The 21,001-nt window shown below is 66.6% G+C and carries 22 protein-coding genes; 6 read left to right on the top strand and 16 right to left on the bottom strand.

The window, feature by feature from the left end:
- Positions 1-206 precede the first annotated feature (206 nt).
- On the top strand, positions 207-1,307 hold the full coding sequence (locus ACPYIS_RS13865; protein WP_424858877.1) for an ATP-binding protein: 1,101 nt from the start codon (positions 207-209) through the stop codon (positions 1,305-1,307).
- Positions 1,304-1,933 carry a response regulator gene (locus tag ACPYIS_RS13860; RefSeq protein ID WP_299020462.1) on the top strand — a complete coding sequence of 210 codons (630 nt, stop codon included), beginning with the start codon at positions 1,304-1,306 and terminating at the stop codon, positions 1,931-1,933. The genes ACPYIS_RS13865 and ACPYIS_RS13860 overlap by 4 nt, the downstream gene beginning before the upstream one ends.
- Positions 1,934-1,937: 4 nt before the next feature.
- Here the strand turns inward: ACPYIS_RS13860 and fliR are convergent, their stop codons facing one another.
- From fliR to fliF, 13 genes are all read right to left on the bottom strand, one after another.
- Positions 1,938-2,714: a flagellar biosynthetic protein FliR gene (gene fliR, locus ACPYIS_RS13855; protein ID WP_299020461.1), complete on the bottom strand. Its 777-nt coding sequence runs from the start codon at positions 2,712-2,714 to the stop codon at positions 1,938-1,940.
- A 31-nt stretch (positions 2,715-2,745) separates the two neighbouring features.
- The gene (fliQ, locus tag ACPYIS_RS13850; RefSeq protein WP_299020460.1) at positions 2,746-3,015 is read right to left on the bottom strand and encodes a flagellar biosynthesis protein FliQ; all 270 of its coding nucleotides are present in this window, start codon (positions 3,013-3,015) and stop codon (positions 2,746-2,748) included.
- A gap of 10 nt (positions 3,016-3,025) precedes the next feature.
- Positions 3,026-3,790 carry a flagellar type III secretion system pore protein FliP gene (gene fliP, locus ACPYIS_RS13845; protein WP_299020459.1) on the bottom strand — a complete coding sequence of 255 codons (765 nt, stop codon included), beginning with the start codon at positions 3,788-3,790 and terminating at the stop codon, positions 3,026-3,028.
- A complete protein-coding gene (locus tag ACPYIS_RS13840; RefSeq protein WP_299020458.1) occupies positions 3,787-4,176 on the bottom strand; it encodes a FliO/MopB family protein in 390 nt (129 codons plus the stop codon). Before ACPYIS_RS13840 ends, fliP begins: the two co-directional genes overlap by 4 nt.
- A 10-nt stretch (positions 4,177-4,186) precedes the next feature.
- Positions 4,187-4,618, bottom strand: coding sequence for a flagellar motor switch protein FliN (gene fliN, locus ACPYIS_RS13835; RefSeq protein WP_299020457.1), 432 nt, complete (start codon positions 4,616-4,618; stop codon positions 4,187-4,189).
- Complete coding sequence (fliM, locus tag ACPYIS_RS13830) at positions 4,608-5,621, bottom strand: flagellar motor switch protein FliM (protein ID WP_424858878.1); 1,014 nt, start codon at positions 5,619-5,621, stop codon at positions 4,608-4,610. Before fliM ends, fliN begins: the two co-directional genes overlap by 11 nt.
- 41 nt (positions 5,622-5,662) lie before the next feature.
- Complete coding sequence (gene fliL / locus ACPYIS_RS13825; protein ID WP_424858879.1) at positions 5,663-6,187, bottom strand: flagellar basal body-associated protein FliL; 525 nt, start codon at positions 6,185-6,187, stop codon at positions 5,663-5,665.
- 246 nt (positions 6,188-6,433) lie between these two features.
- Complete coding sequence (locus ACPYIS_RS13820; RefSeq protein ID WP_424894500.1) at positions 6,434-7,696, bottom strand: hypothetical protein; 1,263 nt, start codon at positions 7,694-7,696, stop codon at positions 6,434-6,436.
- Between the two features lie 32 nt (positions 7,697-7,728).
- Positions 7,729-8,181, bottom strand: coding sequence for a flagellar export protein FliJ (fliJ, locus tag ACPYIS_RS13815; RefSeq protein WP_424894501.1), 453 nt, complete (start codon positions 8,179-8,181; stop codon positions 7,729-7,731).
- Positions 8,178-9,656, bottom strand: coding sequence for a flagellar protein export ATPase FliI (gene fliI / locus ACPYIS_RS13810; RefSeq protein WP_424894502.1), 1,479 nt, complete (start codon positions 9,654-9,656; stop codon positions 8,178-8,180). The genes fliJ and fliI overlap by 4 nt, the downstream gene beginning before the upstream one ends.
- A complete protein-coding gene (locus ACPYIS_RS13805) occupies positions 9,649-10,353 on the bottom strand; it encodes a FliH/SctL family protein (RefSeq protein ID WP_424858882.1) in 705 nt (234 codons plus the stop codon). The genes fliI and ACPYIS_RS13805 overlap by 8 nt, the downstream gene beginning before the upstream one ends.
- Positions 10,340-11,341 (bottom strand): flagellar motor switch protein FliG, encoded by a 1,002-nt coding sequence (fliG, locus tag ACPYIS_RS13800; protein WP_424858883.1) that lies wholly within the window; start codon positions 11,339-11,341, stop codon positions 10,340-10,342. Before fliG ends, ACPYIS_RS13805 begins: the two co-directional genes overlap by 14 nt.
- 24 nt (positions 11,342-11,365) lie before the next feature.
- Positions 11,366-13,096 (bottom strand): flagellar basal-body MS-ring/collar protein FliF, encoded by a 1,731-nt coding sequence (fliF, locus tag ACPYIS_RS13795; RefSeq protein ID WP_424858884.1) that lies wholly within the window; start codon positions 13,094-13,096, stop codon positions 11,366-11,368.
- 137 nt (positions 13,097-13,233) lie between these two features.
- On the opposite strand from fliF, the gene fliE reads away from it, so the two are divergent.
- Both fliE and ACPYIS_RS13785 read left to right on the top strand, forming a co-directional pair.
- Positions 13,234-13,632 carry a flagellar hook-basal body complex protein FliE gene (gene fliE / locus ACPYIS_RS13790; protein ID WP_424858885.1) on the top strand — a complete coding sequence of 133 codons (399 nt, stop codon included), beginning with the start codon at positions 13,234-13,236 and terminating at the stop codon, positions 13,630-13,632.
- Between the two features lie 87 nt (positions 13,633-13,719).
- The gene (locus ACPYIS_RS13785; RefSeq protein ID WP_424858886.1) at positions 13,720-15,282 is read left to right on the top strand and encodes an ATP-binding protein; all 1,563 of its coding nucleotides are present in this window, start codon (positions 13,720-13,722) and stop codon (positions 15,280-15,282) included.
- 50 nt (positions 15,283-15,332) lie between these two features.
- On the opposite strand, the gene ACPYIS_RS13780 is transcribed toward ACPYIS_RS13785, so the two are convergent.
- The 3 genes from ACPYIS_RS13780 to ACPYIS_RS13770 all read right to left on the bottom strand — a co-directional run bounded on the left by ACPYIS_RS13780 (position 15,333) and on the right by ACPYIS_RS13770 (position 18,757).
- The gene (locus ACPYIS_RS13780) at positions 15,333-15,659 is read right to left on the bottom strand and encodes a flagellar protein FliT (protein ID WP_299020313.1); all 327 of its coding nucleotides are present in this window, start codon (positions 15,657-15,659) and stop codon (positions 15,333-15,335) included.
- Positions 15,660-15,685: 26 nt separating this feature from the next.
- Positions 15,686-16,081, bottom strand: coding sequence for a flagellar export chaperone FliS (gene fliS / locus ACPYIS_RS13775; protein ID WP_299020316.1), 396 nt, complete (start codon positions 16,079-16,081; stop codon positions 15,686-15,688).
- A gap of 117 nt (positions 16,082-16,198) precedes the next feature.
- Positions 16,199-18,757, bottom strand: a complete 2,559-nt coding sequence (locus ACPYIS_RS13770; RefSeq protein ID WP_424894503.1) for a 6-hydroxymethylpterin diphosphokinase MptE-like protein — start codon at positions 18,755-18,757, stop codon at positions 16,199-16,201.
- Between the two features lie 76 nt (positions 18,758-18,833).
- Here ACPYIS_RS13770 and ACPYIS_RS13765 point away from each other — a divergent pair, with 76 nt between their 5' ends.
- Positions 18,834-19,847 carry an NAD-dependent 4,6-dehydratase LegB gene (locus ACPYIS_RS13765; protein WP_424858888.1) on the top strand — a complete coding sequence of 338 codons (1,014 nt, stop codon included), beginning with the start codon at positions 18,834-18,836 and terminating at the stop codon, positions 19,845-19,847.
- Entirely contained in the window at positions 19,840-21,000 is a 1,161-nt protein-coding gene (locus ACPYIS_RS13760; protein WP_424858889.1) for a LegC family aminotransferase, read from the top strand. Before ACPYIS_RS13765 ends, ACPYIS_RS13760 begins: the two co-directional genes overlap by 8 nt.
- Position 21,001: the final 1 nt, after the last annotated feature.

The raw sequence follows: 21,001 nt of genomic DNA, 5'->3' as shown, positions 1-21,001 counted from the left end.
GGATCGGTATCCGTAAATATACCGGCATCTGGTGCCGGTGCGACCCGGGGTTGTTCCGGATCGTGACGAAAATCGATGTTGGGGCGATTTGGGGCACACTTTCCCGCACAATCGGGACCGACGGGGTGCAGCGCCGCGTCGGTGAAGCCGACTGAGCCGCGGCCAGCGCGTCCGTGTCCCCTTGACTTGTTGCGGTTCGTCGTCGCGTGAACGTTTTGCGTCTTTTGCATCTAGAAGACAACCCGGTCGATCACGGGTTGCTGGTGCGCGCGCTGCGCCGCGCGGAGGTCGAGGCCGACGTGGTGCTGGTCGATGCGATGCCAGCGTTTCAGGCTGCGCTGGCCGACGGCGCTGCCCCGGCTTTCGACGCTGTGCTCGCCGACTACCACCTGGCCGGGTTCTGCGGCATGGAGGCGTGGGAGTGGTTGCAGGCGCAAGGGCTCGATCTTCCGTTCATTCTGGTCTCCGGTGCCATCGGTGAGGCCACCGTGGCCGACGCCATGGTGCGCGGCGTCAGCGACTATGTAGACAAGTCACAACTGTCACGCCTACCGCGGGTGCTGCTGCGGGCGCTGGAGTTGTCGGCGACACGGCGCGCGCAGGCCGAAGCGGCGCGTGAGCTGGCCGCCTCGCGCCAGCGCCTGCTGGAGCTGACCGAGCATCTACAAACCAGCATCGACCGCGAGCGCGCCGACATCGCGCGCGAGATCCACGACGACATCGGCGGCGCTTTGGCGGCCGTCAAGCTGGATTTGGCGTGGCTGGCGCGCCGCTTGATGGACGAGGAGGCGCTGGCGCACGTGCGCTCGGCGCTGGCGATGGCCGAACAGGCGCTCGAAGCCAGCCAGCGCCTCATGCGCAACCTGCGCCCTGCGGTGCTCGACCAGGGCCTGATGCCGGCGCTGCAATGGCTCACGCGCACGTTTGCCGAGCGCACGGGGCTGGAGGTGCAGCTGCGCGGCAGGCTGTGCCAGCCGTTGCTCGCGCGTCACGAGATGGTGGCATACCGCACAGTACAAGAGGCGCTCACCAACGTGCTCAAACACGCGCAGGCGCGCCGGGTCACGATCGACGTCAGCGATCTGGAGGATCACCTCACGATCGAAATCGCCGACGACGGGCGCGGCGCGAGCGCGCAGGAGCTGGGCAAGGAGCGCTCGTTTGGGCTGCTGGGCCTGCGTGAGCGCGCCCAATCCGTGGGCGGCTGGCTGGACGTGGTCACGGCCCCCGGCCAGGGCATGACCTTGATCCTGTCGGTGCCGCTGGCCGAGGCGTTATCGACGACGCATGAGGAGGACGACGCATGATTCGTGTGGTGCTGTGCGACGACCATGCCGTGGTGCGCCGCGGGGTGCGCGACACGCTGATGGAAGCCACGGACATCCAGGTGGTGGCCGAAGCCGACAGCTACCCCGCGCTGCGCGAAGCCCTGCGACGCGAAAAGCCCGACGTGCTGCTGCTGGATGTGGACTTGCCCGGCCGCAGCGGGTTGGAGATCCTTGCCGTGCTGCAAGAGGAGGGCAACCCGGTGCGCACGGTCATGGTCAGCATGTACCCGGAGGACCAGTACGCCATCCGCTGCCTGCGCGCGGGCGCCATGGGGTATTTGAACAAGGGCGGTGACCCGCAGGCGCTGATTGCCGCCGTGCGCACCGTGGCGCAGGGGCGCAAGTACATCACCCCCGAGATTGCCGAGCTGCTGGCCAACCACTTGCAAGCGCCCGACAGCGGCGAGCTGCACGACAGCCTGTCCGAGCGCGAGCTGCAGACGCTGCGCCTGATTGCCTCGGGCAAGAAGCTGTCGCAGATTGCCGAGGCGCTCATGATCAGCCCCAAGACCGTGAGCGTCTACCGTGCGCGCGTGCTGGAAAAGCTGGGGTTGAGCAACAACGCCGAGCTCACCGTCTACGCGATCCGCAACAAGCTGGTGTGAGCGCTCATACGCCGACCAGCCCCGCCAGCAGCTGCATTAGGCGCCGCATTGGCTCGGCCAGCAGCGGCAGCGACGCCGCGATGCCGATCAGCCCCACCGACAGCGTGAGGGGAAAGCCGATCGCGAACACGTTCATCTGCGGCGCGATGCGCGAGATGATGCCCAGCACCACGTTGACGAACAGCAGCGTGGCAATCAGTGGCAGCGCGATCCACAGCCCGTGCGAGAAAATGACTGCCCCCAACTCGAACAGCCGCATCTGCCGCAGCGCGCTCCAACTGTCGTCGCCGACCGGGAACGTCGTGAAGCTCGCCGCCACGGCCTGGATCAGCAACAGGTGCCCGTTGAGCACGATGAACAGCAGCATGGTGACGTTGCCGTAGAAGCGCCCGACGGTGCTCGCCTGCGAGCCGGTGCTCGGGTCGAAGAAGCCGGCAAAGTTCAGGCCCATTTGCAAGCCGATGATTTCGCCTGCCATTTCGATGGCGGCAAAGACGATGCGTGCCGCCAGCCCGATGGACAGGCCGATGGCGAGTTGTTGCACGACCGCGCCGAGCGCGTGTGGGCTGTTGAGCGACAGCGTGGGCGGTGCGGGCAGGGCGGGCTGGATGCACACGGCGATCACGAACGCCAGCCCGATGCGCGTGCGCACCGGCACCGACCGTGACGAAAACAGCGGTGCCGCCGAAAATACCCCCAGAATGCGCAAAAACGGCCAGAAGATGGGTGCGATCCAGCCCATCAGCTGTGCCTCGGTGAAGGTCAAAAAGACGCCGTCCATGGCGCTGGTAGCCGTCGCGCCTGCGGGTGGCTCAGACCGCGTACTCCGGAATGGCCAGCAGTACCCGGCGGATGAACTCGACCAGTGTGGTCAGCATCCAAGGGCCCGCGATTGCAAAGACCGCCACCGCCGCCACCAGCTTGGGAACGAAGGACAGCGTTGCCTCGTTGATTTGCGTGAGCGCCTGAAACAGGCTGATCACCAACCCGACCACCAATACCGTGCCCAAAACGGGCGCTGACACCGCCAACAGCGTGAACATCGCTTGCTGGGCCAGGGTGAGGACGGCTTGCGGCTCCATGCGGGCTCCTTTATGGGGTGGCAAAGCTGGCGGCCAGCGAGCCGATGAGCAGATTCCAGCCGTCGGCCAGCACGAACAACATGAGCTTGAACGGCAGCGCCACCAGCACCGGCGACAACATCATCATGCCCAGCGACATTAGCACGCTGGCCACGATCATGTCGATGATCAGGAACGGGATGAACACCATGAACCCGATCTGAAACGCCGTCTTGAGCTCGCTGATGACGAAGGCAGGCACCAGCACCCGCAGGGGTGCGTCGTCAATGCGGGTGTCGGGCGGGAGCTTGGCCAGGTTAACGAAGAGTTGGAAGTCCGCTTGGCGCGTCTGGCCCTTCATGAACTCGCGCATGGGCGCTTCGGCAGCGGCGACCGCCTGCTCGAAGCTGGCCTGTCCCGTGCTGTAGGGACGGTACGCCGTCTCATAAACCTTGTCCAGCGTCGGCCCCATGACGAAGAAGGTCAGAAACAGCGACAGGCCGATGATGACCTGGTTGGGCGGCGACGCTTGCGTGCCCAGCGCCTGGCGCAGCAGCGACAGCACGATGACGATGCGGGTAAACGCCGTCATCATGAGCAAAATGGCCGGCAAAAACGACAGCGCCGTGAAAAACAGCAGCGTCTGGATCGGCACCGAGTAACTGGTGCCGCTCGGCCCCTGTCCGATGACCAGGGGCAGTTGTCCCGGCGGGGTGGACTGGGCCCACAGCGCCGCGCTGCCCGTGGCCAGCGCCAGCGCCAGTGCCCCTTGCAGCCAGCGGCACCTCGCCGTCATGGCGTGGGCTCCCGTCGTGGCTCATGGGTTTGCAGCGCGCGCGCCACGTCCGCGTAGCGGGGCGTGGGCGGCGCCCCGGGGCTGGCCGGGGCAGGGCTGGCGGCGCCCCGCCGAGCGGTGGTCCCCAGCGGCTGCACGTGCAGCGTGCGCACGTGCTGGGGCGTGACGCCCAGCGTCAGCTGCACCAGGCCCGCCGGGCCGTCGAGTTCCACCACCACCACGCGCTGCTGCGGGCCGACCATCAGCTGCGACACCACGCGCAGCGCGGCCGTATCGCCGCTGGAGGCTTGCCGTTGCCGGCGCCACCAGTGTGCCCCCCAGGCCAGCCCCGCCAGTATCGCCAGCAAGGCGAGGGCGGGGGCCAGCGATGCCCAGGTGCCGCTCATGTTCCCGCGCTCAATGCTTGCTCAGGCGCCGCAGGCGCTCCGATGGTGTCACGATGTCGGTCAGGCGGATGCCGAACTTCTCATTGACCACCACCACTTCACCCTGCGCGATCAAGTAGCCGTTGACCAACACGTCCATCGGCTCGCCCGCCAGCGCATCGAGCTCGACGATCGAGCCCTGTGCCAATTGCAGGATGTATTTGATTGGCACCTTGGTGCGGCCCAGCTCCACCGACAGCGTGACGGGGATGTCCAGCACCATGCTGATGTCGTTGTTACCCGTCGGGGCTGGCGGTGTACCGTCGAAGGCTGGCGCGCTGGCAAATGCACCGCCACCGCCGTGGTCGGTGCTGGCCTGCTCCTGCAGCGCTTGCGCCCACTCGTCGGCCAGGGCCTGTTCGTCCACCGGGGTGGCCGGCGGGTTGTCGTTCTCATTTGTCATAGTTCATCCCTCCGTGGGCGTGCCAACTCTGGTCACTGCTGCGGATGGTGCGCACCACCTTCAGGGCGTACTTGCCGTTGTGGGTGCCGTATTCACATTCGAGCACGGGCACGCCGTCCACTTTGGCCTGGATGATGCGCTGTCGTTCCAGCTCGATGAAATCGCCCGGCTTCATGGCCAGCAATTGCTCGACCGTGGCCTCCGCCGTGGCCAGTTCGGCCACCAATTCGACCTCGGCCGCCTGGATCTCGTGGCTCAGCAGTTTGACCCAGCGTCGGTCGACTTCCATCGAGTCGCCCTGCGTGTTGGAATACAGCAGGTCGCGGATCGGCTCCAGCGTCGAGTAGGGGATGCAGACATGCAGCGAACCGCTGATGTCCCCAATCTCGAGCGTGAAGCTGGTGCTGACGACGATTTCGCTGGGCGTGGCGATGTTGGCAAACTGCGGTTGCATCTCCGAGCGCTGGTAGACCAGCTCCAGTGGGTACACGCCCTTCCACGCTTTTTTGTATTCCTCGGCGATCACGTCGACCATGCGGTTGATGACACGCTGCTCGGTGGGCGAGAAGTCGCGCCCCTCGATGCGGGTGTGAAACTTCCCCGTGCCACCGAACAGGCTGTCGATGACGCCAAACAGCAGGGTCGGCTCGCACACCACCAGGCCGCTGCCACGCAGCGGGCGCACAGCCATGATATTGAAGTTGGTTGGCACCACCAGCTCGCGCAGGAACATGCTGTACTTTTGTACCTGCACCGGGCCGACCGAAATTTCTGGGCTGCGACGGATGAAGTTGAACAACCCCACGCGCAAATTGCGTGCGAAGCGCTCGTTGATGACCTCCATCGTGGGCATGCGCCCACGCACGATGCGTTCCTGGCTGGACAGATCGTAGGTGCGGATGCCACCGGTCTGCACCTCTTCCTTGGCCAGCTTCTGGCTCTCACCGGTGACGCCCTCGAGCAGGGCGTCGATCTCGTCCTGGGACAAAAACGCGTCGCTCATGGTCGTCCGTCTAGTGCGTCAAGTGCAAGGTGCCTGTTGCTTCACTGCACGATGATGCTGGAAAACAATACCGCCTCGACCGGGCTGTAGCCCTTGTAAGGTTCCATGTCGGCGGTCTTTTGCACCAGCTCCAGGATTTCTTCGGCCAGCTTGGCCTTGCCTTCGGCGCTGAGCAGCTCGTCGGCCGTGCGGCGCGAGATCAGCATCAGGATGCCGCTGCGGATGGCGGGCATGTATTTTTTGACTTCCTCGGCCGTCTTGGCATCTTCGAGCTGCAAGGTCAATCCGACTTGGGCGTAGCGCGTCGTGCCTGGGTCGGCCAGGTTGACCACCACGGCATCCAGCGGCATGAAAGTGGGCGCGGCCGCTGCGTCCTTCTTCTTCGGCTTGGGCTTGGCTTTCTCGTGATTGGCGGGCGCCTCAGCTTCGTGCTCTTCTCCCCCGCCTTTGAGGAGGAAGAAGGCGGCGCCCCCCGCTGCCGCGAGCACGACGACGAGGGCGATGATGATGATCAGGAGCTTTTTGCTCTTGGGTTTTTCGGCGGGGGCGGCTGCTGGGGCGGACATGATGTCAAAGGCATACCAAGGATGAACCGATCGCCGACGACACGACGTCGGGCGCGACGTGGCCTATTGTGTCACGGCTGGCCGCGCACGCAACGAGGAGCGTCGAATGCATTGTCGCGCCCTCTCGAACGCTGTCCAAAGCCCAAAAACCGGGTGCTTTGTCCTGTTGCTCGGTAGGCTGGCGGCACCACTGCCCGCGCACGCCGTGGCGCGACTGGGAACGTCGCTGCCCCCAGGCCGTGTCGCTCAGGCATAGACGTCGAGCCCGACGCCGCCCCTGTCTCGCTGCAAGCGCGCCGAGGACACGGGTTCCGCGGCGTCCGTCCCGGTCAGGGCCGTCAACCCCATGCGCACCGCGCGGCCAGCGGCGGGTGTGCCCGAATCCTGGCCTTGGCCCTGGGCCGATTGCCCCCCCACCTCCATGCCGCCCAGTGCCAAGCCGGCGCGCGCCAGCGCATCGGCCAGTGCGGTCGGTGCCTGCGCTTGAATCAACTGGCGCAGGGCCGCGTCGTCGGTGCGAAAGCGCAGTTGCGCCACGCCGTCGTTGAGCGTCACGTCAACGGACAAGGGGGTGTCCAGCCCCTCGCGCACCGAGAAGCTGGCGCGCTGCGTCTTGCCACTGGCCCACAGGCTCACTTGGGCGCCGATGGCTTCGAACGTGTCGGCGAGTGCTGCGCCTAACTGCAGGCCGAAGTCGGCGGACTCGGCTCCTTCCGTCGCGGCGGGGGCGCTGATCGGGTCGCCGATGCCGGGGTTGCCCGTCGTCGGCCCGTCGGTGGTGTGTGCGGCCTCGCGCCGGTCCCCGGCCACGGACAGGCCGTTGGGTTCCGCCCCCGCCAGGGCCTGCGCGGCGGCAGGCGCGGCAGAGGCCAGCAGCGCATCCAGCCGCGCAGCGCCCGCGGTGTCGTGGGGCCCGGCCGCATCACTGCGGGCGCGTGCATCCTCGGCGACGGGCGAGGCATTGGCACTCTCGGCAGCGGTGGCGCGCGTACCCGCAGTGGGGCGCTGCTTGGCGCGCGCCAGTGTCGAAACCCACTGACCAAAGGGGGCGCCTGCCGTGCCGGTGTCGGCTGCTGGCCCCGCCGAGTGGCCCAAGCCGCCCTCGCCGGCCAGGTCGGCGACCGGGTTGCCGCGGCGCTTGCCGTCGCCCGTGGCTGCCGCAGGGTCGGGAATGAGCGCTTGTGTTGGCGGGTCGGTCTCCGTCGGTGTCGCATCGCTCGCCTGCGCCGTTGCCGCCAGGCTTCCAGCCAGGACTGCCAACAGCGGGTTCTCGGTCGGTGTCGACGTCGGGTCATTGGCCGTGTCGGGCGCCGACACGCTCGTCTTCGCGTCGGTGGCGATGTCGTCCACCGCAGGACCGCCCGCGTCGTCGGCAGACAGTCCAGCCAGCAGCTGGGCGAACGGGTCGTTTTGGGCCGGGTCGGCGGCACTGGCGCCGGTCGCGGCTGGGCGGTTCGTACGCTGGGTCGCTGGGGTGGCGTGCGCGTGCGAGGCGGCTTCGGTTTTCATGGCGGGGCTCCTGTCGTGGGCGGGGCCAAGGGTCACGGGGGCGGCGGATGGCGGCGTCGGTGCACGGTGGCCGCCATTTCGTCGAAGGCTTTTTGTTCCAGGCGCTGCTGACGCCGCAGCCAATCGTGCTGCCAGCGCTGATGCACGCGCTGCAGCGTGGCGAGCGTGCGCTCGGCGTCGATCAGTTGCGCCTCGTGGTGCGCGATGCGCGCGTCCAACTGTTGCAGCACCTGCGTCTGGTAGCCGATGGCTTCCTCCAGCTTGACCATGAATTGCCGGTGCGTGGCCAGCAGGGTGGGACTCACCCCCGCGCTGGCGCGCTGTTGCCAGCGCGCGTCGGCGTCATGCGTGTAGGCATGTAGCTGGGCCATTTGGGCGTCGGCTTGCTGCCGCTCGCGCCGCGTCTGTGCCAGCGCTTGCGCGCACGCGTCGCGCCGGCGTTGCGCGAGCTCCAGCAACAGTCCCAGGTCGCGCGGTTTGTTCATGCGGCACCTCCGCGGGCATCACGTTGGGTGCGCGCAAGGGCTGGTGCCAGCACATCGGCCAACTGGCGCACGCTGTCGTCGAACGGGGCGCACTCGCGCATGTCCTGCATCAGCAGCGCCTGCATGGCCGGGAAGAGCTGGATCGCCAGATCCGTCTCCGGGTCGCTGCCTGCCACATAGGCGCCGAGCTGGATCAGGTCGCGGCTTTTTTGGTAGCGGGAATACAGTTGCCGGAAGCGCCGCGCCAGCGCCCAATGTTCCTCACTCACGACGTTGTGCATGACGCGCGAGGCCGACGCTTCGATGTCGATGGCGGGGTACACGCCCGACTCGGCCAGCGTACGCGACAGCACCACGTGTCCGTCCAAAATGGCGCGCGCGGCGTCGGCCACGGGGTCTTGCTGGTCGTCGCCCTCCGACAGCACGGTGTAGAACGCCGTGATCGAGCCGCCACCCTCTGGGCCATTGCCGGAGCGCTCGACCAGCTGCGGCAGCCGTGCAAACGCGCTGGGCGGGTAGCCCTTGGTGGCCGGCGGCTCACCGATCGCCAGGGCGATTTCGCGCTGCGCCATCGCGTAGCGGGTGAGCGAATCCATCAACAGCAGCACGTGGCGGCCGTCGTCGCGAAACCGCTCGGCGATGGCCGTGGCGTAGTGTGCGCCTTGCAAGCGCACCAAGGGAGGGGCGTCCGCCGGGGCGGCCACCACCACGGCCCGCCCACGGTCGCGCGGGCCCAGGATGTCGTCGATGAACTCCTTGACCTCGCGGCCGCGTTCGCCGATGAGGCCGACCACGATCACGTCGGCCTGCGTGTAGCGCGCCATCATGCCCAGCAGCACGCTCTTGCCCACGCCCGAGCCCGCGAACAGACCGAGCCGTTGGCCGCGGCCTACCGTCAGCAGCGCGTTGATGGCGCGCACGCCGGTGTCCAGCGGCTCGCGCACGGGGGCGCGCTGCATGGCGTTGATGGGTGGACGTTCCAGCGGTTGCACCTGCACGCCGTGCAGCGGGCCCGCGCCGTCCAGGGGGTGGCCGTAGGCGTCCACCACCCGGCCCAGCAGGCCGTCACCCAGCGGCAGGCGCAGCACGCCACGGTCGTTGGGTACGATGGGGTGGGGCGCGTCGCCCCAGCGCGGCCGCGGGCGATACGGGGGCAGGGGGCGCACGCGCGCGCCCGGTGCCAGCCCCATCACTTCGCTGGCGGGCATCAAAAAGGCGCGGTCGCCGGCAAATCCCACCACTTCAGCGAGCACGGTGGCGCCCGCGTCCGGCGCGGGGGCGAGTGGGTCGGGGTTGGGGTCGATCACGCACTGCGAGCCCACGGGGGTACGAATACCGCGAGCTTCCAGCACCAGACCGGCCAGGCGGGTCAGACGTCCGCTCGACTCCAGCGGCGTGGGCTGGCTGGCAGCCTGGCGCGCGGCCGCCAGAAAGCGCTCCCACGGGGCGAGGTCGGGCGTGGTGACGTCAGTCATGCTCATGCCCCTCGGTGGGATTCCAGGGCAGATCCAGTCCCAGGTTGGCCACCGCGCGCGCCCAGCGCCGCTCGATGGTGCCGTCGATGCTGCCATGTGCCGTTTCGACCACGCAGCCGCCCGGGGTGAGGCGCGCATCCGGCACCAGCCGCACCTGCTGGCGGGTCAGCGCCTCCTCCATGAGAGGTCCCAGCCGCGCCGCATCCTGTGGGTGCAGGCGCAGCACCGCTGGGCGGGCGTCGTCGGTCAGCAACGACAGTGCTTCCTCCACCACGGCGCGCACCGGTTCCAGCGGCTGCGCCAATTCGCGCCGCACCACCTGGCGCGCGATGTCGCAGGCCAGCAACAGCACTTGGTCGGCCAGCCGACTGCGCACCGCGTCCAACTCCGCGTCCGCGGCGGCCAGAATCGCCATCACCTGCTCGGCGTGTGCCTGCGCTTGCTGGCGCAGCGGCTCGGTCAGCGCGTCGCGCGCCTCCTGCGCGCCGGTCTGGCGACCCTGCTCGAACCCCTGTGCGAATGCCTCGGCGCGCGCCCGCTCGAGGTCCTCCGGCGTGATCGCTGGCTCTGGCGCCGGTTCGGCAGCGGCGCGCTCGCGCTCGTCCACCGGCTCGAAGGCCCAGGCCGTGACCACCTGCACCTCCTCGCGCGGGATGAAGCGCTGATAGGGGTGTCCCCCGCGGTTAGACGAAGGCATCGTCGCCGCCTCCACCCAACACGATCTGGCCCTCGTCGGCCAGACGGCGCACGATCTTCAGGATTTCCTTTTGCTGCGCCTCGACCTCGGACAGCCGCACCGGCCCGCGCGACTCCAGGTCCTCCTTGAGCGCTTCGGCCGCCCGGCTGGACATGTTGGACAAAATCTTGTCGCGCAGCTCCTGCGAGGCGCCCTTGAGCGCCACCACCAACTGGTCGGACGACACCTCCTTGAGCACCATCTGCAGCGACTTGTTGTCCAGCTTGAGCAAGTCCTCGAAGGTGAACATCTTGTCCATGATCTTCTGCGCCAGATCCGGGTCCTGCTCGCGGATGGCGTCGATCACGCTGGCCTCCAGGCTGGTGCCCAGCAGGTTGATGATCTCGGCCGCCGTCTTGATGCCGCCCAGCGAACTCTTGCGGATCTTGTCGCCGCCGGCCAGTACCTGGTAGAGCGCTTCGTTGAGGTCCTTCAGCGCCGTGGGCTGAATGCCTTCTAACGTGGCGATGCGCAGCACCACCTCGTTGCGGGTGCGCTCGCTGAATTGTTTGAGGATGTTGGCCGCGTGGTCCTGGTCCAGGTGAACCAGAATCGCCGCCAGAATTTGCGGGTGTTCGTTGCGCAGCAGCTCGGCCACCGAGATGGGGTCCATCCACTTCAGGCTCTCGATGCCCGAGACGTCGCCGCCTTGCAAGATACGGTCGATCAGCAGCGCGGCCTTATCGTCACCGAGCGCCCGCTTGAGCACCGTGCGCACGTAGTTGTCGGTGTCCGACACCAGCAAACTCTGCGATTGTGCCTCGTGTGTGAAGCGCTCGATGACCGCCGCCACCTTCTCTTTGGGCACGGCGCGCATGCGCGCGATGGCCTCGCCCAAACGCTGCACTTCCTTGGGCGAGAAATGCTTGAAGACCTCAGCCGCCTCCTCTTCCCCCAGAGACATGAGGAAGATGGCGGCATCCTGCAGTCCGTCGTCTGTGTCGGCCATCTGCGTTCACCCGTTGCCGCTGGTTCAGGCGGCCGCCCCCTCGCCGCTGATCCAGCCCTTGATGATATTGGCCACGGCGACCGGGTTTTCTTTCGCCAGTCGGCGCGCATCGGCCAGCCGCAGCTCTTCGGGGGTGGGCTCATTGTGCACCGGTTCGGGCAAACCGGGGCGCTCGACGACTTCGCCCACCACCGCCTCGACCTGGCTGCCCGGGGCGGGCAGGGCGGCCGTCCCCGCGGCGCCAGCGGTGGCTTGTGCAGATGGCGGCTGCATCATCTTGAGCGCCGGGCGCACCAAGCCCAAGAACACGATCAACCCCAGCGCCACCATGCCCAGCGGCCCGGCCAGACTGCGCAGCAGGTCTTGCATATCCGGGTTTTGGTACCACGGGATTTCCACCGGCTCCACCTTCGGCTGATTGAACGGCGCGTTGACCACGTTGACCGAGTCCCCGCGCTCGGCGTTGTAGCCGATGGCCTCGCGCACCAAGGCCTGAATCTGTTCCAGCCGCTCGGGCGGCAGCGCCGCGGTCGCGGGGCCCTTTTTGGCGTCAGGGTTGGGCAGGTGGTTGATGACCACCGCCGCACTCAAGCGCCGCACCGTGCCGGTGGCGTTGCGCGTGACCGAGATGGTTTTGTCCACTTCATAGTTGACCACCTGTTCGCGCCGGGTGCGCTGATCGCTCGTGCCCGTCGCGCCCACCACCCCCACCGGTGCCCCGGGCCCGTTGATGGGCGCGGCTGTCGCACCGGGGGCCACGTTGGTGACTGCGCCTGGTACCCCAGCCGGGGTGTTGAGCCCCGGCGTGTTCTCTTCCACGGTTTGCGAGCTCCGTACCGCGGCCGGCTCCGTGCCCTGATTCGGGCGGTGCTGCTCGGTAGTCGACTCGGTCAGCGAAAAGTCCACATTGGCCGTCACCGTCGCGCGCACGTTGTCGCGGCCCACCACCGGCTCCAGCAAATCCAGAATGCGCTGCTGATAGGTCTGCTCTAGCGTGCGCACGTATTCCAGTTGGCGCGAGTCGATACCGTTGTCGGCCTCGGCCCGCTGTGACAGCAGCGTGCCGTTCTGGTCGATCACGCTGACCGCCTTCGGGTCCATCTCGGGCACGGAGCTGGCCACCAGGTGTACGATGCCCGCTACCTGCGTGCGGTCCAGCGTGCGGCCCGGGTGCAGGGTCAGTACCACGCTGGCGGACGGCTTTTGCTGTTCGCGAAAAAACCCATTCTGGTTGGGCAGTGCCAGGTGCACGCGCGCATCCGCCACCGACGCCAGCGACAAAATGGTGCGCGTAAGCTCACCTTCCAAACTGCGCTGAAAGTTCACCCGCTCCTGGAACTGCGTCATCCCCAGCCGCGTGGTGTCCATCAGCTCAAAGCCCGCCACCGTCCCTTTGGGCAGGCCCTGGCTGGCCAGTTTCATGCGCACATCGTTGACACGGTCTGCCGGCACCAGAATCGCGTTGCCCCCGTCTGCGTGCTTATACGGCACGTTCATTTGCGACAGTGCCGCCAAAATCGCGCCCCCGTCTTTGTCCGATAGGTTGGCATACAACACCCGGTAGTCCGGTCGGTTGGCCAGGTAAAACGCCATCGCCAGCAGCGCCACCATGGCCAGCAGCCCGGCGCCCAACGACAGTTTGCGTCCCGGGCTCAGGCGCTGCCAGCCGGCTAGCAGCGGCGATGGTGCCCGCTCGCCGGCGGGCGCAGGCAGGGAGGGGTCCAATTCGGCAACGGCGGTGGTCGAGGTAGCCATGGCGCGCATTATCAGAACCGTTGGCCGTGGCTAAAGTCCAAACAATCCCCTCCAGTCCGGGTTATTTGCGCTTATGCAAGCGGCTGTTCGGCCGGTAGCATCCCAGCCATCGTGTTCAACCCGGATCGGAGCCTGCCATGGACCTGCGCCTGCTCCCCATGACCACCGCTTCGATGAGTCCTGCGCAAGCGGCCGCGCTACGGGCCGCGCAAAAGGCGCTGGCGGCCAAAGCCGCCGCGGGCGCTGACGTGTCGGGGGCCGCTGCGTCGGCCTCGGCAACCGCCCCCCGCACGGCGGGTGCCGTTGCGCCCACCCGCGGCTTTGGCGAGGCGCTGCGCACCGCGCTGCACGACGTCAGCGCGGCGCAAAACCGCGCCAGCGCCCTGCAAAACCGCGTGCAGCTGGGCGACCGCAGCGTCAGCCTGGAAGAAACGATGGTTGCCATGCAAAAGGCACAGATCGGTTTTCAGGCCGCGCTGCACGTGCGCAACCGCATGATGCAGGCCTACACCGACGTCATGAACATGCAGGTGTGACCGGCCAGCGCGCCTCGTGCGGTCGTTGTTGCCACCCCCTGCGGCCTGGGCGACAATCGCGCCGTGAGATCCTCTCGACTGCCTGCCATGACCGACCGCAAGCGGCTGCCCATCGGCATCCAGACCTTCGCCAAGATCCGTGGGGACGATTATTACTATGTTGACAAGACGCCGTACGCGCTTCGGCTGATCGAATCGGGTTCGCACTACTTCCTCTCGCGCCCGCGGCGCTTCGGCAAGTCGTTGTTTCTGGACACGCTCGCCGAACTCTTCGCCGGCAACGAGCCGCTCTTTCGGGGGCTGTACTGCCACGACAAGTGGGATTGGTCCAAGCGGCATCCCGTCATTCGGATCAGCTTCGCCGAAGGGCGGCTGGAGAGCCGAGAGCAACTGGATGAGCGCATCCGCGAACTGCTCGACAACCACCAGCGCTCCCTTGGAATCCACTGCGAGCACCGCTCCATCCCGGGCTGCTTTGGCGAGCTCATCGAGCGGGCCACGCAAAAATACGGCCAACGCGCCGTCGTCCTGGTCGATGAATACGACAAACCGATCCTCGACAACCTCACCGAGCCGGAGGTGGCGCGGGCCATGCGCGAGGGCTTGCGCAACCTTTACTCGGTCATCAAGGGGCAAGACGCCCACATCCGATTCGCGTTTCTGACCGGGGTTTCCAAGTTCAGCAAGGTCTCGATCTTCTCGGGGCTCAACAACCTGCGCGACATCACCGTCTCGGCGGAGTATTCGGCCATCTGTGGCTACACCGAAGCCGACCTCGATGCCGTGTTCGCCCCCGAGCTCGAGGGGCTCGATCGCGACGACATCCGCCGCTGGTACAACGGCTACCGCTGGCTGGGCGAGTCGGTCTACAACCCGTTCGATGTGCTGCTGCTGCTGCAAGAGCGCACCTTTCGCGCGTACTGGTTCGAGACCGGCACACCCACCTTCTTGGTCGATTTGCTGCGCAGCCGCCAGACGTTTATCCCGCAGCTCGACACCCTGGTGGCCGATGATCAGCTGCTGGGCGCGTTCGATGTCGAGTACATCGGCACGGAAGCGCTGCTGTGGCAGACGGGCTATCTCACCATCACCGGCGTGGAGCGGCTCGGGGGACTCGTGCAGTACCAACTGGGCTATCCCAACCGCGAGGTGGAAAGCGCTTTCAACCAGGCGCTGCTGCGCGCCTGGGTGCCACCGCAGGTGCCCACGCAGCCGCTGCCGCTTCTGAAGAAGTGGTTCGCGCTTGATTGGACTGCCCTGCGCACGCACTTCGAGTCGCTCTTTGCCGGCATCCCGGCCGACTGGTACCGCGCGAATCCCGTCCTGCACTATGAGGGCTACTGGGCCAGCGTCTTTTACTCGCACCTCGCCAGCCTCGGGCTCGATCTCACCCCGGAAGACGTCACGAACCAAGGCCGCATCGACTTGACGCTCAAACTGCCGCAGGCCATCGTCATCATGGAGTTCAAGCGCATCGATGGCGACCAACCCACGGGCGAGGCGATCGCCCAGCTGCGACAGAGGGGCTACGCCGACAAATACCGCGCCGACGGCCGCCCCATTTGGCTGCTGGGCGTGGAGTTCAGCAGCGCCACGCGCAATGTGGTGGGGTGGGACGTTCAGCCTGCCTCCCCGGATCTTCATTCCTGACCATCCCGCGACGTGGGACAGAGCGGTGTCCGCGACGCGCGGGCACCGGATCAGTGCAGCCAAGCGCTGCGGATCGGCTCGCCTGGGGGCACGTCGCCCCACACATCCAGCCACGGCTCGGCCAGCGCGCGGATCTGCGCATCGTGGCGCAAAATGGCCAACATGATGCGGTGCTTCTCTGCCCGCTCGGCGGGCGTGAGCTGCGCGTGCTCACCCTGCTCGCGCAGGCGCTCGATCAACACCGCGCAGGCGCCTTCCAGTTCCACGACGCGGTCCCAGTCGTCGGCCTGCGCCGCTTGCAGCATGCGGGCGCTCGCGTCTTCCAGGGCTTGATAGACGTCCATCACGCTGGGGCTGGGTTTGGGGGTAGCGCTCATGATTCGGGCCTCCGGCAGTCGGCTGCTTACTGGGGGCGGATGGCTTTCCAGCCGTCGGCGACGGTGCGCAGATGCTGGCGTACCTCTGCGAACAGCGCACGGTCGCGCTTGGCGTGCGCCTCCGCCAAGCGGGCGGCGCAATAGGCGTACAAGCCATCGAGCCGCTCGGCCAGCTCGCCACCTTTTTCCAGGTCCAGTCCGCCGCGCAGGCCCTCTTGCAGCAGCATCACGGCCTTCTTCACCGCCTTGCCGCGCCTCTCCGTCTCGTGTGTCTCCAGGGCGCCCATCGCCACCGCGATCTGCTCATCGATCGCGTCGAACAGCATCTCGATCAGCCCGTGCGGGTCGGCCGTGGTGGCGCGGGTGCTGGCGGCCATCTGGCCGTAGGTCTTGGCGTGTTTCATGGGGGTCAGAGCAAGCATGGTGGCCCTCGCGTGATTGCGAACGATGTTCGATGACTTTTGTATCGTCCACGCCGAGTGCTTCTTGAGACCGACGATGCCCGCCGCAAGCCCCGATATACCCCCGCCCGATGGACGCTATTCGGGGTTAATTGCGGACTTTGGACTGTCGATCAAGTCGTGAAGGTTTCGCCGTCCCACCACCCCAGGCGCCACGCGTTCGATGTGCTCGATCATCACGCGAGCGGCGTCACTGTGACCGGCGTGGGCCATCGAGCGCGCCAAGCGCGCCATCGCGTGGATGTCGTCTGGGTGATCGGTGAGGTATTTTTCGTACTCTCCGATGGCCCCTGACAAATCCCCGATGGCTGCGAGCACGTCGGCATATGGCAAAAGGTACCGGGGCGTCAGACTGGCCAAGCACTCCAGTGCCTGGCGCGCGTGTTCGGTGTGTTGGTGGCGCAACGCCCAGTTGGCCACGCGAAGCAGCGCCAGTGGCCAAAGCGAACGCTGTTCGCTCTGCAGCACCGCGTCGTAGTGCGCCAAGGCGTCGTCCTCGCGTTCTTCCAGCTCCGCCAGCAGCCCCTGCGCGAGCGCTTGGTAGCTGCGGGCCGCATCGGCGTCTTGGGCTTGTTCCAGACCCGCGATCAGGTCACGCAGCGCTTTGGCATCGCGGCGCGAGAAGAGCTCTTCCATGCGCACGCGCGCCGCGCGCAAGTCGGCATGAGCGCGCGCACGCGCGAGATGGGCTCCACCGGTAGACTGCAGATCGGCCTGACACGCGTCTTGCAACGTCTGCAGTGCTCGTTGCTCGTCGGGTGACAGGGGTAGGTCGGACGCGTTGCGGCGATTCGTCCAGCGGCGCCAGCGCCCAGGCTCGCGGTACGTCAGCCAGCGCGGTGCCAGCGCCGACAGCGGGGTATTTTGCGCGTACTCTTGAGCGCGCAGCCGCGCGCGATCCAGGCCGCGCTCGATTTGCGTGCGCAGGCGTTCGGCGCCTTCCAGGTAGGTATCGTAGTATGCGGCCAGGGCTTGCTGAACGCCGGCGGCGTCCAGGCTATCCACATCGCGGGTGGTCCTCATGGCGCGCAAAAAGGCATGTGTGCTGCACTGGCGGATCAGGTTGGCCGTTTCCCTGTGCTGCACATCGATGCTGGCCTCCAGTTTGTCCAGGCGCTTGCGCAGATTTCGGTTTTGTATCGACCCGTCGGCTTGAAAGAGCTTGTCCACGACGCGGCGCGCGTGGCGCAGTTCGCCCTCCAGGGCCTTGATTTCATCCAACTTACGCTGCATGGCGCGCACCACCCGCTGCGCATGGAGGAGCCGGGTTTCATCAGTGTCCTGCACGGAAGGGGAGGGCGCCAACGGCCTCGCCAGTGCCGCTCCTTCCAACGCGATTTGTTCCAAAGGCAGGTGCATGACGCCTTCCATGCGCGCAGCCCCGGTTGCTGGGTTGTAGATTTCCAGCCCCTGACTGCGCCAGTACAGCGCCTGTTGGCTGAGCGTTTGCGCAGCGGCCGCAAAGTCGGCCGTGGTGCAGGCCCGCTGGCCCGCGTTGGTGTCGACCGTCAGTGGCGTCAGGTCGAAACGCGGGCCCACCGCTCGTTCATTGCTGCCTCGGGCATGGGTGTATCCTTCGGGCGTGAAGCACAGGTCGACACCGGCAAGAATCACCCGCGCCAACCCTAGCGCACCCGCGAAAGCCAGTGCCGTGTTGGTGACCGTGGGGCCTACCCCCAAGAGCGGCTCTGAGGGATTGAGCTTCGACGTCCACGGCAGCACGTTGCCCAGGTAATAGCTGCGGTGCGGCCATTGCGCGAGCAAGCGCGGGTTGACGTGGTACTGGTGGATGAAGGCGACCGACTCCCCGAACCGCAGCATGTCGCGGCTGATTTCATAGCTCATCTCGGTGGGGTCGACCGAGAACAAAAAATCGGGTTCCAGCCCCACGTCCAACAAGCGCCGACTGATGCGCGAGACGGCCAGCACGACGAGCCGCTCGCGGTGGGCCTTGACCCAATCGAGGGCATCGTCAAGCGAGGGGCCTCCGGCCAACAGCACACCGGTTCGTCCAGCCAGGGCGCCGCGCCAGACGCCCGCTGGAACCACGTTGTCTGCTGCATTGTCCAACTGGCAGGTGATGAACGCTTCACTGCCCCGCACCGCCACCGTCCGCCAGCGCAGGCTCGCCGCCGCTTCACGTAGCTCCCACGCCAGGCTGACGTAATCGGGGATATCCGGTGACTGGGCGGCTAGCGAGGCAACCACCTCCACACCGTCGATGTAGAGGTAGTCGGACAAGGATAGGGCTTGGGCAGCTTCGGCCCAGGTATCGGCTGGCGCGCATCGGATGTGGGGCGGCAAGTCCTCGAACAGACCGGCGGCGCGCAAGGTGTCGTGGACGGAGGGGAGGTCGACGAACAGGTACCGTGTGCCTGCGGGCGGGGCTTGGCGCTTGACGTGTTCGAGCAAGTGCCCGGAGTCACTGCCCGCGATCAGGTAGAGCGTGTCCTCCCGAAGCAGCTGGTCACGAAACGCCTCCTCCAGCGTCAGACGGGCGCCCAAGCGGTCGAATGCCTCGCCATTGACGGCGTCGAGCACGCGATCGCCGAAGCGGTTAACCCGCCACGTCGGTGGCGGGCGGTGCGCCTCATCGTCGGCGATGATGGGCGGGATTGGGGAGTGTTGTGCGTCCATCTCAGGCTTCTGGCAGTGATTCGATGCGCTAGCATGATAGGGCGTAAGACTCCTCACCATCTACTCGATCAAGCCGATGGAAACCCCGCAAACGCTTGCTTCCGGTTCCGCACCGCTGTGTCTGGTCACGGGTGCCGATGGGTTCATCGGTTCGCATTTGGTGGAGCTCTTGGTGGCGCGCGGCTACCGGGTGCGCGCACTGGCGCAGTACAACAGCTTCAACCACTGGGGCTGGCTGGAGGGACTGCCGTGCCTACCCGAGGTCGAGGTGCTCACCGGCGACATCCGGGATCCCCATTTCTGCCGGCACATGGTCAAAGGGGTCGACGTGGTGTTTCACTTGGCCGCGCTGATTGCGATTCCCTATTCGTATATCGCGCCAGACAGTTACGTCGACACCAATGTACGCGGCACGCTCAACGTCTGTCAGGCCGCGCTGGAGGCCGGCGTGCGGCGTGTCGTCCACACCTCCACCAGCGAGGTGTATGGTACCGCCCGCTACGTGCCCATCGACGAGGCCCATCCGCTGCAACCGCAGTCGCCGTACAGTGCCTCCAAGATCGGTGCTGATGCGATCGCGCAAAGTTTTTACAGCAGTTTTGGCCTCCCTCTTACGGTGGCGCGGCCGTTCAACACCTACGGTCCCCGCCAATCGGCGCGCGCGGTCATTCCCACCATCATCAGCCAAATCGCGGCCGGCAAGCGCCGTATCGAGCTAGGTGACCTCACGCCCACGCGCGATTTCAACTACGTCGAAGACACCTGTCGCGGCTTTCTCGCGTTGGCCGAGTGCGCCGCGGCGGTCGGCGAGGTGGTCAATATCGGCTCCAACTCGGAGATCTCGATCGGCGATACGGTGCGCTTGATTCGCGAGCTCATGGGCAGCGACATCGAGGTGGCGCAGGACGAGCAGCGGCTGCGGCCACCCCAGTCCGAGGTATTTCGCTTGTGGTGCGACAACCGCAAGATCGAGCGATTGACGGGCTTTCGGCCCCAGGTCTGCCTGCGCGAGGGTCTGCAACGGACCATCGATTGGTTTACCAACCCCGACAACCTGCGCCGCTACAAGGTCGATCGCTACAATGTTTGACGTTGCCCCCTTCATCGGCTTCGTGCGGGAGCTGTACGGACGGCCCGATGGGCCGATACCGTTGCACGCCCCGATCATGGGCGAGCGAGAGAAAGCACTGGTGGCCGAGGCGATCGATTCGACCTATGTGTCCAGCGTCGGGGCCTTCGTGACGGCGTTCGAAGCCAGCGTGGCGGCTTTCGTGGGCGCCCGGCACGCCGTGGCGACGGTCAACGGCACGGCGGCGCTGCACGTGGCGCTGCGGGTTGCAGGAGTGCAACCCGGCGACTTGGTGCTGACGCAGGCGCTGACGTTCGTGGCCACGTGCAACGCCATCCACTACTGCGGGGCACAGCCCGTCTTCGTCGATGTGGAGGAGACGACGCTCGGGATGGACCCGGACGTACTCCGCGAGTGGTTGTCAGACCATGCCACCATGCAGGCCGGGGTCTGCGTTGAGCGGGCATCGGGGCGACCGATCCGTGCCTGCGTGCCGATGCACACCCTGGGTCATCCCGCCCGGGTCGACGAGATCGCGGATGTGTGCGAGCGCTGGGGCTTGCTGCTGGTGGAGGACGCCGCCGAGTCGCTGGGCAGCACCCGTGGCGGGTGCCACACGGGAACCTTCGGCAAGCTGGGGGTATTCAGCTTCAATGGCAACAAGATCGTCACGACCGGCGGCGGTGGCATGATCGTGACCGATGACGAGGCGCTGGCGCGCCGCGCCCGGCATTTGATAACGACGGCCAAGCTGCCCCATGTGTGGCGGTTCGACCATGACGAAGTGGGATATAACTATCGTATGCCCAACCTGAACGCCGCGTTTGGCTTGGCACAGATGGAACGCTTGCCCGAGCTCTTGGCCAGTAAACGCAAGGTCGCAGCGGCTTATCAGGCAGCGGCGCAGCGTCTTGGGTGGACATTCGTTTGCGAGCCAGCGGGCGCGTACAGTAACTACTGGCTCAATGCGCTGCGCTTGTCCAATGCGCAGGAGAGAGATGCATTTTTGCAAGCCACCAACGACGCCGGTGTGATGACGCGGCCACTGTGGACGCCGATGCATCGGCTGCCGATGTACGGCGGCTGCCTGTGCGCACCGCTGCCAGTGACCGAACGGCTGGCGGATACCGTCGTCAATGTCCCCAGCTCGCCCTTGTCAGGAGGCGCGGTCTAAG

The organism is Tepidimonas sp. HKU78 (assembly GCF_049860815.1).
GTDB lineage: Bacteria > Pseudomonadota > Gammaproteobacteria > Burkholderiales > Burkholderiaceae_C > Tepidimonas.
Note: the sequence above shows the minus strand (reverse complement) of the source record. Positions and strands in the feature narration are given on the sequence as shown.